5 protein-coding genes, 1 tRNA gene and 2 pseudogenes are annotated in these 13,399 nt (G+C 44.3%); 4 read left to right on the forward strand and 4 right to left on the reverse strand.

The genetic code is table 11. The features are described from left to right. Positions 1 to 16: 16 nt before the first annotated feature. Positions 17 to 817 (reverse strand): 4'-phosphopantetheinyl transferase family protein, encoded by an 801-nt coding sequence (locus ACLRGG_RS06380; protein ID WP_416248935.1) that lies wholly within the window; start codon positions 815 to 817, stop codon positions 17 to 19. Positions 818 to 1,581: 764 nt separating this feature from the next. Between ACLRGG_RS06380 and ACLRGG_RS06385 the strand changes: the two genes are divergently transcribed. The 3 genes and pseudogenes from ACLRGG_RS06385 to ACLRGG_RS06395 all read left to right on the forward strand — a co-directional run bounded on the left by ACLRGG_RS06385 (position 1,582) and on the right by ACLRGG_RS06395 (position 3,824). Next, positions 1,582 to 2,181 (forward strand): LysE family translocator, encoded by a 600-nt coding sequence (locus ACLRGG_RS06385; protein ID WP_416248936.1) that lies wholly within the window; start codon positions 1,582 to 1,584, stop codon positions 2,179 to 2,181. Between the two features lie 315 nt (positions 2,182 to 2,496). Further along, complete coding sequence (locus ACLRGG_RS06390) at positions 2,497 to 3,525, forward strand: ElaD/SseL family deubiquitinase (RefSeq protein WP_416248937.1); 1,029 nt, start codon at positions 2,497 to 2,499, stop codon at positions 3,523 to 3,525. Between the two features lie 36 nt (positions 3,526 to 3,561). After that, a pseudogene (locus tag ACLRGG_RS06395) lies at positions 3,562 to 3,824 on the forward strand (CcdB family protein). A gap of 873 nt (positions 3,825 to 4,697) precedes the next feature. Here ACLRGG_RS06395 and ACLRGG_RS06400 read toward each other — a convergent pair. Beyond that, on the reverse strand, positions 4,698 to 10,208 hold the full coding sequence (locus ACLRGG_RS06400) for a DUF3320 domain-containing protein (protein WP_416248938.1): 5,511 nt from the start codon (positions 10,206 to 10,208) through the stop codon (positions 4,698 to 4,700). A gap of 388 nt (positions 10,209 to 10,596) precedes the next feature. On the opposite strand from ACLRGG_RS06400, the pseudogene ACLRGG_RS06405 reads away from it, so the two are divergent. Beyond that, positions 10,597 to 11,366: pseudogene (locus tag ACLRGG_RS06405) on the forward strand (transposase); the annotation flags it as partial. 108 nt (positions 11,367 to 11,474) lie between these two features. Here ACLRGG_RS06405 and ACLRGG_RS06410 read toward each other — a convergent pair. Continuing rightward, positions 11,475 to 11,551, reverse strand: a tRNA-Pro gene (locus ACLRGG_RS06410). Positions 11,552 to 11,632: 81 nt separating this feature from the next. After that, entirely contained in the window at positions 11,633 to 13,384 is a 1,752-nt protein-coding gene (gene yejM, locus ACLRGG_RS06415) for an LPS biosynthesis-modulating metalloenzyme YejM (RefSeq protein WP_416248939.1), read from the reverse strand. Between the last annotated feature and the right edge of the window lie 15 nt (positions 13,385 to 13,399).

Raw genomic sequence — 13,399 nt, forward strand, 5'->3', positions numbered from 1 at the left:
CAGTCATGCCGGGTTTTTATGGCGGTGGCGTAGCGTCATGCGCCCCCTCTGTAATCACCCAGCTCAGCAGATGGCTGCCGTCGGTCAGGGTATGGCCGCTAAACTCGCATCCGGCGGGAAAGCGCGGGGAGAAATCCTTCCGCAGCCTGAGCGTTACGCGCTCTGCCCGTGACGAACAGAACACAATTTCCGCGTCGCTAAAATGCATAAACTGCCGAAGGGATGGGAAAAGTGCTTTGTACAGGCTCTCCTTAAGCGAAAAGGCCGCGGTCAGCGCCATGGCAAAGGGCAGACTGCTCTGCTCAAGCAGCTGCCTTTCCTCATCATTCACAATCGTGCTGGCCAGCTCCTGCGCGGTTTTGCCCTGCATCACCTCTTCACAGTCCACGCCGGGCAGCAGCGCGCAATCCGCGGACGCCAGCAGCAGGCTGACGCAGTGCCGGGTATGCGACAGCGATCCCACGATGCCAGCGGGCCAGACCGGCGCACGCTGCGCGTCATTGCTGAGAATATATCTCTCAACGCCATAGTGCGACAGCGCCTGCCTGACCAGATAGCGGCTGGCAAGATACTCCGCCTGACGCTTGTTGACTGCCCGCTGCAGGCGTGCGGGAAAGGGTATATCCAGCGTGGTGAAAAGCGTCGGATGGTAAACTTCCGGGCTGTACCCCAGTTGAAAAAGGGTTAAGGCAGGGAAGTCGGGCAGAGCGGTGCGGGAAATATCACCGAGAAAGTGCGCATCCGGCACCACCGGAAGGGTGACAGGTGCGTTTCCACAGAGAAAGAGGGGCGTTTGAGAGTGTAGTGTGTCGGCCACCGGGGATCCCATCTTATGAGCAGTGAAAACAGTTAGCGGCAGTATATAGAGTAGCGCACCGCCTCGGGTGAAAACTTTTTGGCCCGGGCCAGGGATTGTGCCAGTTCAGGGTGCCGGAAGGTGCGCAAACTCACTTTTTTGCAGGCAGGTTACCAGCCAAAAGGTCTGTCGCAGTTAGTACTATTATCAGCACAACCCCGACTTGATACCTGCTCCATACGCCTGTCGCGTTTAACCTCGCCTTTATCATTAACGGAATACACCGGAACAGGGCTGAATGTGCCGGGCTTTTTAGCATGATACCTATCATATTTATCATATCTATCATTTCCATCATAGCTATCTGAAGCACATGATGAAATACCGAGAGAAACCAGGGCGAGAAGCAGCAGTCGTATCACTATCATTTTATTTCCTTTTAAAAATGAGTATGGGCTTAACCAGCCAATAAACTACCATATCAACAGCAGGAGGGGTCTATGAAGAAAAAAGTCATTGCAGGCTTGTTTATGTTGAGTCAGACCTGATAATTATCACTGCATGTGAACTGCAGAGGGTTGCCTCCCCGGCTGTAATTATCTATAACCGGCATATTTTGTGAGAAATAAACGAGAACATGTAACTTTGATTACAGTCGGAGAATTTAGGGAACACGCATTTGCATTCCTCTCAGGAGTGGATTTTACACTTAAAACAGATGGCGAATGGTTCTTTATTCCCTCTGAACTGGCAGATTTACAGCTTCTCAGTTACTATCCAAAAATATGGATATCAACCTTATCGGCTTTATGCCCGCACTGCTGCCCGTGGCTCTTTCACCTGGAGCCAGCTTCACGCTGGTAATGAGCAGCGCTCTGGCGGGCGGGAGCAGGGGGCTATTCAGAACGCTGGCCGGAACGGCTTTGGGCATCTACACGCACGCACTGCTTATCGGATTTGGAATAACTGCTGTAGTTGTCTCATCACCAGCCATTTTTGGTGCACTGAAAATAGCAGGGACAGTCTACCTCATGTGGTTAGGGATTATGCTCATCCTCAGCGGCCTTACTTCAAAGCCTGATAAATCTGATAACAGACGCTCGTCCGTTACGGTTAAAGAGGCGTGGCTGGCTAACGTTCTTAACCCAAAAGCTATTATGTTTTATCTGACGGTCGTATCCCAATTTGCCGGGAAACAGGGAGGCGTTAGCAACTATTTGACCCTGGCTTCCGTGCATGTGCTCGTTATGGGTATCTGGCTTAGTGTCATCAGCCATATACTCATTTTTTCCGCCAGGAAAATTAATCCACTCGGGTTGAAAAGAACGATAAATACCGCTGGAGGGCTGCTACTGATTACTTTTTCATTATGTAGCCTGATGTGATGAATTCAGGCTAATCACAAATCCGCAGACATTAAGTTAGATCCCCCCATAGACGCCCAGGATCTGTGCCTGGACTGATCCCAGAGCAGCAAAAGAAATTTCCTCACTCGTCACGTTGGTTAACAAAACAGGCGATGATTTAGCCCGACTCTCCAAGGTCATGCTCTGTTGTTAAACGATTGATAGAAAAAATCGCTTAACTGATCATCCGTTAAACCGGCAGAAAAGCGAATATTGAAATACATTTACTGTCGAATGATTTAACGTAAAAGATGGAAAAATTAGTTAGGATCCTTAACTCTTAGAGAGGAAAAAATGATTATTGATCTTTATTCCCGTTATCAGATTAATTCAAAACAGTTCGATAACTTATTCACAGACGATGTGGATATTAAAACTCTTGATCTATTGGGTCAATCAGCAGCAGATGGCAACCTTGATTGTATTGATATTTTGCATAACATTGCCCTTCGTAACGATGAGGCAGGTAAAAGATCTGAGGATATCCTTTTTGGTTTGTTTAGCGGAAAAACTGAGGGGAAGAAAGGGATAGACGAAGAGATCCAACTGGCCAGTCTTAAATTATATCAAACGGCGTGTAATACTAAAGAAACAAATGATCCAGATAGAAGTAAGTTTAATTCCCCCTCTAAACTGCTTTATATGGCGGGTTCTGCCTTAACTCATGCAACGCAGAAACAGGATGTAACCGCTATATTCAGCACCGGGAACAGGAGTCAATCACCGTTCGAGCAGTTTGTTGACCAGGATTTGTGGAGTAGCGCACGCATGCTGACAACGGACGAAATAAATGCTGCCACGTATAATGCAAATAAGGACAATGATAATTTGTCATTAAATTTCCCCATTGGACTGATTGAGCCTGAAAAAAATACAAATATGCTGTCTGATCAGATAGCTGAAAAAATAAAATCCAATAATATTTCTGATAAGCCGGAGGTTTTCCCAATAAATACGGGGGAACACTGGGTTATGTTCGCTTTGTATAAAGATGGATCCGATCATATAAATAAGTGTGTTGTATTTAATTCTTTGGCTGACTTAAATGGGAATATAAAAAACAACTTGGTTGATTCAGCAAGAGCAGCAGGAGTGCCTAAAGAAAATATCGCATTCATTAATGGGGATATGCAGGAAAACGTGCCAAACGGATGTGGAATATTTGTGGTTAAAGCGATAGAGTCACTCTCCACATCCCCGGAGAAAAAACCAGTAGACACGCTCAAAGCGTTCGTTGATGATTTTGCAAAATTATCAGCAGAAGAACAAACGACATTTAATATACAGACCCGTCGTCAACTGTATGAATATAGCATCCTGTAGAGGTGCGTGGCAGACCTGACTAAATGACCGCCGCCTCTGCTGCCTGATGTTACAAATGATATGCTCAGCTGCTGAACCGCAGGATTGAGATCCCGTTGCTGCCGTTTAAAGTATCCAGACAGCACACGACGGGAACGGCTGGTTTCGCCTGTCAGACTGACTCATGATAATGAGTATGCAGTCATGACTCTTGAGATGGCGAGTATTCCCACCCGTTCTCTGAAGCTGTGTTCTGCGATGCTTCCCCTTATCGTACCCAGATCAAAACTGCGATTGATTTTCTTCTCGAGGGTATTTAATTCCGCCTGCTATGCTGCCCTTTTTGTTCCTTTCTGAATCGATACGGGTTTAACAGACACCTATTCTTAAATTATCAATTAATTTTTTTATCTTCCCTTGATTTTTTTATACTTACGAAGAGAGAAATAAATAAGGTGAAGTTTAATAAAAAATGAGGTCCTACTTTCATTTAACGCCCCTTCGTGCTTCGAGGAATTCTTCAACAAAAAAGAGACGCTATATTGTTGCGAAAGATGAAAATATTTCCAAAATCACAAATAATAAACATGACTGACCAATTGATAAAGTAGTACCTACATTTTGTCCTGACTTTTTTATTGATATACACCAAGTATTCGGCGATGCTACTATTCATATTGAAAACTTTGAGTAAGATTAGTGCTGCTGCGATAAGTGATACTGTCAATGTAACTATATCAGTTAGTTTTTTCAAGTAATTCTAGTTTTCAGGTAAACTATATGCCGAAAGTTGCAAAAAAATACAACCATAAAGGATTTAAATAAACATAATAATCCAATAGTTTGCTGCACTTGCTAAAAATCAAAAAAAAGAGCTAAATGGAAAGGATTCAGTAGTTTCTTATTGTCAGGTGAAAACAACTAATTGGATTTATGTTTTTTTTCTAGTATAAAATAGTTGCGATGCCTTTTCTAAGTTTACAAATCCTTTAATATGAAGGTTATTGATTTTTCCTTCAGTACTAAGTGGGTTTTTATTGTCTTTTTACATTACTCAGTCCTCATTTGAAGTAGTCTATGACAGCCCTTATTTAAATTAGTTTATGAAGTTTTCTATGCAAAGCTTGAAAAGTATATTTTGCTGCCTTACCTAATTTTTAAGTTTGGCAGCTCTGATATTGAGATGAATTGAATTATGGAATTAAGAGGCCATTCTCCAATCTTATTTGACCATAATCAATGAGAGTTTGAATTGATTCACTTATATTTTTCCTTAACAATGAGCTTGTGGATTTGAATCCAAGCAATCGTGATGCTGAAATAATAATTTCTTCATGCGTGGCTCCAAAGCTTTTTGTGATGGTTGCCAATATACCAACAGCAATTTCTTCATGAGAAATATTTTCTGGTTTTCTTAATGTTTGCGATAAAACATCTTGCCGATTTCTAATTTTAATTTCGAAGTTTTCGTAGGTAAGGAAATTTTCTTTTGATTTTATCCCTCCATTGCCTAAAAAAACCTGGATCGCGTTGTTAACAGCAGAATCAATACGAGCCCCCGCACGTTGTAGACCCCATGCTGACCTGACACGAGTGATCACTTCATTTACATGTATTGGGGCTTCCACAAGAACAATTTGCTTAACTATATTAGCGAGCACGCCAACTGGGGTCTCATGAATCTGGAATCTTATGTCAACGTCAGGAACCGCCTCAACATATGCCATAGCTCCATTGTAACTGCCTTCAATTGTCTCAAGACCAATTTCAGTGACAGTCTCTCTTTCTACTGTCACAATCTCGACAGGCACAGCTCTTGACCGAGTTAGAGAAGTTTCAGAACGATTTTCGAGCTCTTTCTTAGCTGCCTGAATCGCAGAGAGAGTTTTCTGTAGTTGCTCTTCGGGGCGCTGGAACCAGTCCGTGCTCCAAATCCTGTGAATGATCCAACCATGATCCTCAAGCACTGCCTGACGTAGGCGATCTCTTTCTCTCGAAGAACGGGAAGAGTGGTAAGTCATACCATCACATTCAATACCGATAAGGTAGCGGCCCGGCATATCTGGGTCGGCAATGGCTAAATCAATGAAGAAGCCTGCTATACCAACTTGGGGGTGGACCTGGAAGCCTTCTTTTTGCAGAGCATTTGCAACCTGCTCTTCGAACACACTGTCCATTGAACGGCCACTCTGTTCTGCTACTGACAAGCGTCCTGTCCTTGCATATTGCAGGAATAATTTAAAAGCGAATACACCTTTACCTTTGGCCCTTTCAAGATCGATATCTTCGTCAGTGATAGAGGCATAAACTTCGCAACGCCTTTTGGCTCGACTGATAAGAACGTTTAAGCGTCTTTCACCGCCTTCAGCTCCAAGAGGACCAAATCTCATTGCCATGTAGTTTTGTGGATTTCTGGCATATCCAACAGAAATGATAATGACATCGCGTTCGTCACCCTGAATGTTTTCAAGGTTTTTTACAAAAAACGGTTCGCTTGGGTGCGCATAGAAAAAGTCCTCGAACTCAGGGTTCAACCTGCGAAGCACTTCAAGCTCGTCCTGAATACGCTTTCTTTGGGTAACAGAAAAGGTAGCAACACCTAAAGATAAATTAGGGTGGCTTCTTGCGTGCTCAAGAATTGCTGTTGCTACGCGTTTTGCTTCGTTTGCATTGCTTCCAGATTCGAATACGCCATCTTCAACTTTATGAAAACTTAGGCCCATACCTGCTTCTAGTGTATATGGGCTGGGAACTATAAAAAGCTTGTTTCCATAAAACTGGCTATTCGACACAGCAATCAATGACTGGTGACGGCTTCTGTAATGCCAGCGAAGCATTTTTTGAGGTAACCCTCTGGCAACAAAAAGTCCAAGTATGCTCTCAATATCTGCCACTTGTGCTGAGTCTTCATCATCCTGCTCATCTGCGGAACCTGTCATCTTAGCGAAGAAAGAAGTCGGAGGTAACTGACGTTCGTCTCCGACAACGACTATCTGCTTACTTCGTGCAATAGCTCCTAATGCATCTACAGGTTGGATCTGACTGGCTTCATCCATTACCAGTAAATCAAACGACTGCTTACCTGGCACTAAAAACTGGGCAACTGACAGAGGGCTCATCATCATAACTGGCTTTAAAGCCTGAATAGCTGCTCCAGCTTTTATCATGAGCTGTCGAATCGCCATATGACCACGTTTGCGTGCCATCTCACCCCGCAGTACACCCACAGGGCCTACGCCAACTTTAGAGGGTATTGCTCTGTGGTGAGCTCTTACAACTTCAAAACTCGAAGCTTTAATTCTTCGCAGATCCATCTCAGCGAAGCTTGCAACTCTTCTTGAATGCAAATCACCATCAAAACGAGCCAGTTCTGGCTCATCTTCGACCATTAAAGACAGAATTGAGTCGAAATAAGTTCTGTCAAAAGTACCCAGTAAACGTCCCGAGGAAAGAACGCCACTACTCAAATCGGAGATTAATGGAAAAATACCAAATGTTTTCGCCAGCTCTACACGGTTTTGCCAGGCTACCCATTTTGAAAGTTGTTCAGAATTATCTATCCAAAGAGTAATCTTGTCATAGACTAGATTAAATGGTAAATCATGAGCATTTTCATTTTTGAAAATTGATCCATAGGAAGATTTAAGAGAAGCAATCAATGATGTGAGTTTGTCAAACTGCACTTGCACAGACTCGCTTAAACTTCTGGATTTATCAACTAAACCCTGTTTGTCATCTATTTTGGATGCTATGAATCTTAGGTCATTATTTGATCTAATCCATGAGTAAGCATTGAGTAACAACTCCCAATCACTTTTTTCGTTCAACCATAATGGATACATGGTTGAGTGAGCTAAATTATCGAAAGTATGAATGACTTTAAGTTTTTGTTGAGTCTGTGATAACAGGCTTAGCAATTTAATACGCTCAGGAACTGAGGATTCAGTATTGACAAAAACTTCTTTATACATAGAATCAATACCACTCAGGAAATCAGATTTTACTAAGAGTGATTCCAATGGTATATTATTTACTGCATAGCAGTTATCAAAGTATTCTTCTGGAGCGCTTCCCAAGGAATCCCAAAGAGTACAAGTTTCAACTAAAACTTCATTTGTAAGCTTTTTAAGTTGGCTTACTTGATATGATAATGCGTCTTTGTTAGAAAGTCGGCTTGCAATTATTCTCGCTTCAGAGTTAATACCACGCAAGGTACGCATCCACTCAACAAGTGACTTTAATAACTCACTATCGCTGTTCTCACCGCGCCAGTCAGAACCAAAGGCAGACTGTCCGAACTCGTTCAAATCATTGACAGATTTTCTTAGTTTCTGTGCTTTTATCAACAGATCGAGGTACTCAACCTGCTGAGGGATCGTCAAACCTTTATCATTTATCAATGAAAAAGTAAGCTTTTTCGACTTTCGCCATTCGCTATTAAGGAATTTAAAAGCGCCAGTGTTGTTTTCAAGGCTGTTTCGTGTGCTTTCTACATCTGTTTCCCACGCTTTTTCAACAAAGATAAGATTGATTTTTTCTTTATAAATGCTAAGTTGTTTAATATCTGCAACCAGACTTGCCGCTTTTTCAATACCACCTTCCCATACAGTGGCAATGAATGCTTCTGGACTTACATTTGGAGCTTGAGTAATACTTTCTCCCAACTCAATAAGATTTTCAATCTCACTTAGATTCGAGAATCCGATTTTTGAACCCAACTCCTGCTGTAATCTTGAAGACTCTTTTAAGATCTTAGGTGTAAGTGTCTTCAGTTTATACGCAGCAGTAAAAGCATTAATATTAATATCTTCAGGTAATTTACGATAGCCTTCTGAAAGGCTGGCGACCTCGGTGTTGAATTTATCTGCATGTAATTCTTTTTCAAGCTTGGTGTAAAGCTCTTTAAATGAGAACCCGGTTTCAATTAACGCTTTTGTCTCATCATTAGAAGTGGCCCATAACGGCGAGGTTAACGATTCAGGTGATAAATTAGGAGCTGAGTTGATTAATTCAGCTATTCGGATGAATTCCTGTAACTCTTTTGATGAGTCTATACGATAGACTTCATTTGTCAGTTCAGAAAGATTGATAGACTCTGCAATAGAATCCGAAAGTTCAGACTGCAGGTTCGTTAAGGAAGCAGTGAGTCTTTCAACTTCACTAGGGAGTATCTCAGTTCTATTGACACCATTCCATGGGTGCGAATCAGGAATGCCAATATCACTAATCCTTTCAATTAACTCATCAATAAGTGCATGTCTTTTAGAGAAATCGTCGTTACTCCATGATTCATATCCGCTAAGCTTATAATCGTTAGGATCAAAACCTGATTGTCTGAGACGTATCAGTTGCGCCATAACCTTATATGGCGTTAAGCCAGATGGCATGTACGTTTTATGAATCCTTGCGGGGTGATTGTTGAGGATGTCTCGGCTTTCTGTGAGATTATTGACTAATGTATCTGGAAATTCTCCTCGGGGTGAACCGAGTTCCCAGACTCGCTTCAATTCTTCAAGGAATGCTCTTTTGTTTGTTTTGTTGCTATGTAGCTCCAAACAAGCATCTCCGACACCTGCCTGATCAAGTCTGCGCTTAACTACTTCAAGGGCAGCCATTTTTTCAGCTACAAACAATACTTTTTTACCGTCTGCGACTGCTGAAGCTATGATGTTTGCGATTGTCTGAGATTTACCAGTTCCGGGAGGACCCTGAATAACCAAGCTTTTACCATTACGTACTTCGTGAATGGCAAGAGTCTGTGAGCTATCACTGTCCAAAATATGAAGCATTTCTCGGGGGGGAATGACTGAGTCAATTACAATGTCGTCAGAGATTAACTCTCCACCAGAGAAGCCTGTTTCTAAAAGACACTTTATTGATTCCTGATCTGTGATTTTTGAATCTGGAGGCCAGTTATCAGGATCTAAATCTGTGTACATCATGAATTTAGCGTAAGAAAATAGTCCTAAATTCACTTCATTTTCTAATACTTCCCAGCCTTCTTTCAATGAAATAGTTTTCTTGATTTCAGCAAAGTAGTCCGTTAAAGAAAACTCATCATCGATATTCAGTGATGGTAAAGTCATTTGGTGAACGCGGCTGAGGAATGTCTCAAGAGACAGGTTGCTAATGATGTCCTCATCCCTGACTTTAATTTTAAAGCGTTCTCTTGCTTTAGCTCGCATTAATTCAACAGGTAACAATAAAAGAGGGGCATAGCGCATGTTTGATTTCTTATTAGGCTCTACCCATTTAAGCGCTCCTAGCGAAATAAACAGGATGTTTACACCTTGTTCTTCTTCAAGGGTTTTTGAGTCGTAATATAAATCTAATAACTTTTTTTGTAATGTCTTTGGCGTGAGCTTGGTCTGGAGTTTAGTATCATTATGGTTGGTTTCAGGATTATCTAAGAAAATAATATCTTCGGACTCTGAGTCTGTCTCACTGTTCTCATTGCTTTCATCCGTCTTTTTATCTTCTCGACCATGAAGAAAAGTGAACGGCTTGCCTTCTTCATAAAGCATCTTGAACAGAATGTCAGACCTTTCATTAACTACTTCCAAAAATTTTGTAGGTTTTGATTTTGGTATGTTAAGTAAACGATTTCTAGCTGTCAGATCGAGTAACTCTGCTCGCGACTTTTCAAGTTTCTGGCTGAGTGACAGATTAGAGTTTTTGTAAAGTGAACCTTCGTTTTCATCCATTACGCATAACCTTTGAATTGAGAATTTTACTTTTTTATCAGCGCATTACGCCTGGATAGCTAAGCAACTAAAATTTTTCTATACATATTAGAGTGTTTTAGTTTAAAGATTAAGAATTTTTCTGATTAATATTAGGCGATATTTTTTATTTGTTATAAATCATGTAGTTAGTGGTTGATTTAAAAAGTTTTGGCTATGGTTAAAAGAATTTGACATAAGTAAGATTGATGCTTTGGTGCTACAAAGGTCAAAAAACAGGTAGTCGAGTTGGAGGTTGTTCATACTCACATACCATAACGTTGTGAGAAAGGCTTGGCTGGGTAATCCCCCCAAAATACCGGGGTATTCATAAGTAGAGTTTTTCGTAATCCGAACAGGGGAGATCTCTATGAAAAAATCACGTTTTACCGGTCGCCAAATCATGTCCATCCTGAAGTAGGCCGAGGCCGGAGCACCAGTGGCTGAATTGCGCCGCGAGCATGGCATGAGTAATGCCTGCTTCTATAAGTGGCGTTCACGCTTTGCCGGTATGGATGCTTCCATGATGGCCTGACTGAAAGAGCTGGAAGACGAAAATCGGCGTCTCAAAAAAGATGTATGCCGAAGAACGACTCAAAGCCGAAATCATTCAGGAAGCCATGGCAAAAAAGCGCTGAGGACATCGCTTTGAAAGCGGATGGCGCAGGATGCAGTCAGGCATCGCAATATCAGTGTACGTTTTGCCTGCCAGCTGTTTGTTGTAAGCGAAAGTAGCTACCGCTACCAGGCTAAACGGAGGAAAGAAAATGATGTTATTGCCAACTGGCTGCTCCGCATCACCGACAGTCAGCGCAACTGGGGGGCGGCTTGTGTTTTTTGTACCTGCGTAACCTAAAAGGCTTTCGATTTAGCCATAAGAGGGTGTACCGGATTTACTGCGAGTTGTCGCTGAACATGCGGATCAAACCGTAAAAAAGACTGAAGCGGGACAAGCCTGAACCCCTGGTAGTGCCTCAAAGCAGCAATGAGTGCTGGCCTATGGATTTTAAGCATGATCAGCTATCGGATGGACGTTCTGTTCGTTTACTGAATGTTATCGATGACTTTAATCGGGAAGCGCTGGCGATTGAAGTGGATTTCTTCCTGCCCGCCAGGCAGATAAAAACAATACTGGAGCAATCAGGATTTCACTATACAACAGAAAAACAGCAGGTTTCAACAACCTACTGTTTAAACTGTTTTTTATGGTTCTCTCTGGACTTCACCAGACAAAACGTTGGGATAATTTGGTCGGCACGAGAGGATTTGAACCTCCGACCCCTGACACCCCATGACAGTGCGCTACCAGGCTGCGCTACGTGCCGACACGTGGGCTTATAGTACTCATTTCATCTGCAATTGCAAGCGCCTAACGCGTTGACTGCTTTGAATTTATACAGTGCCCATTAATCGGCGGTAAAACGTTTCTCATCGGTCAGCACCTGCAATAGCAGGGCAAGCTGAGGCTTATGATCTTTTAGCCGGTGCCCCTGGTTATCCCATGCCTTGTAGCTGCCGTTAGCATCCAGCGCCAGCGTGACGGAAGGGGTGGTGATCACCAGCTGGCGATCGCTGTTGCTAATCACCCAGTCGCGGCGGCGGGTAGGGGCAAAGAGATCCTCTCCCTGTGAATAGTCCGAGGCAGAGGTGCTCACGTGCAAAAGGCGCTGCATCAGGGTGGTCATAATATCCTGATGCCCGGTCAGCTTGTCTACCTGCTGCGCAGGAGTATTCGGCCAGTGAACCACCAGCGGCACCTGCAGATTGGCCCGGTTACCCATACTGCTGTCGCCGTCCAACGCGATGCCGTGGCGGGCGGTGATCACCACGACGGTTTTATCCAGCATGCCGTTATCTTTTAGCGTGTTCAGCACGTTTTGAATATGCGTATCCACGTCGGCGGCGCTGCGCGCGTAGCGGCGGGCGAACTCCTTCGTAGTGCCCGCTGGCTCCGCCATGCCTGACAGCGACAGCCAGGAGAACCACGGCGACGGACTGTTTTTCTGCCCGTCCAGCCAGCGCTGCCACTGTAGGGTGGTCTGCGAGTTCGGCTGACTTTTGGATGCAGGCAGAGAGTAATCTGCCAGCAGTGCCTGGCGGTAGAGCGGCGCATTGAAGCCGTCGGAGGCGAACAAGCCGAACTGGTAACCCTGCCTGCTTAGTGCGCCAAACAGGGCAGAAGGGACGCGCGCGGAGAGCACGCCGTCCATATAGCCCGGTGAAATTCCGTAAAACAGGCCAAACAGGCCGCTGTCGCCGGTAAAGCCTGCGCTAAAGTGTTGGGTGAAATTGACGTTTTCATCGGCAAACTGCTGCAGATGCGGCAGACTTTTTGCCACTGAGGCCTCATTCAGTCCATCTACGGTGATCACCAGCAGGTTATTACGCGTACCGGCATCGCTAAAGGTAATGCTGTTTAGCGGATAGGCCACCGAGAGTGCCTCAGGGTTACCCTGTTCCACCAGGCGTCGCTGATACTCCTGCGCATCCAGCAGGCCGTGCCGCTCCAGGAAGCGTCGGGCGGTCATCGGGTAGGAGAGCGGCAGGTTGGAGCGCTGCATGGTTATAGGACGATAGAAGTTCGCATCCGCCCAGATATACATCACGTGGCTGGTAAAGAACGCCGCGATAAACAGCAGCGCCATCGGCTTACCAAAGTTACGCCGGTTGAGGCTGCGAAGTTTTTGCCAGCTCCAGGTGGCAAACAGCATCTCGACCAGAAATATGGCCGGTACGCTGATAAACATCAGCTGCCAGTCGCGGGCCATCTCACTCTGATCCGGGTTAACCACCAGTTCCCATACGACCGGGTTAAGGTGCAGATGAAACCGATTGAAGACCGCGCTGTCCACCAGAATCAGCGTCAGCCCGGCGGTCGCGATAATGGCAGAGAGAAAGCGCAGCAGCCGCTGAGACATCGCCACGAAGGTGAGCGGGAAGATAATCAGCAGGTAGGCGGCAAACACAATAAAGCTGAAGTGACCAATCCAGCTGGTAAACGCATAGATGCGTCCTGCCAGCGAGGCGGGCCAGTCGGTAACAAACAGGTAACGGCTACCCAGAATAAAGGCAAAGATAATATTAAACAGGGCGAACCAGTGCCCCCAGCTAATCATCTGGGACACTTTTTCTCGGTAGGGCTGCCGATTTGTTACCATAGCAGAGTCTGAATC

The organism is Erwinia sp. PPS120, assembly GCF_047918655.1.
GTDB classification, from domain to species: domain Bacteria; phylum Pseudomonadota; class Gammaproteobacteria; order Enterobacterales; family Enterobacteriaceae; genus Erwinia; species Erwinia tasmaniensis_A.

Coding starts and splice junctions, on each gene's coding strand:
- ACLRGG_RS06385 (WP_416248936.1), top strand. CDS start 1,582: ATGGATATCAACCTTATCGGCTTTATGCCCGCACTGCTGCCCGTGGCT.
- ACLRGG_RS06390 (WP_416248937.1), top strand. CDS start 2,497: ATGATTATTGATCTTTATTCCCGTTATCAGATTAATTCAAAACAGTTC.
- ACLRGG_RS06400 (WP_416248938.1), bottom strand. CDS start 10,208: ATGGATGAAAACGAAGGTTCACTTTACAAAAACTCTAATCTGTCACTC.
- yejM (WP_416248939.1), bottom strand. CDS start 13,384: ATGGTAACAAATCGGCAGCCCTACCGAGAAAAAGTGTCCCAGATGATT.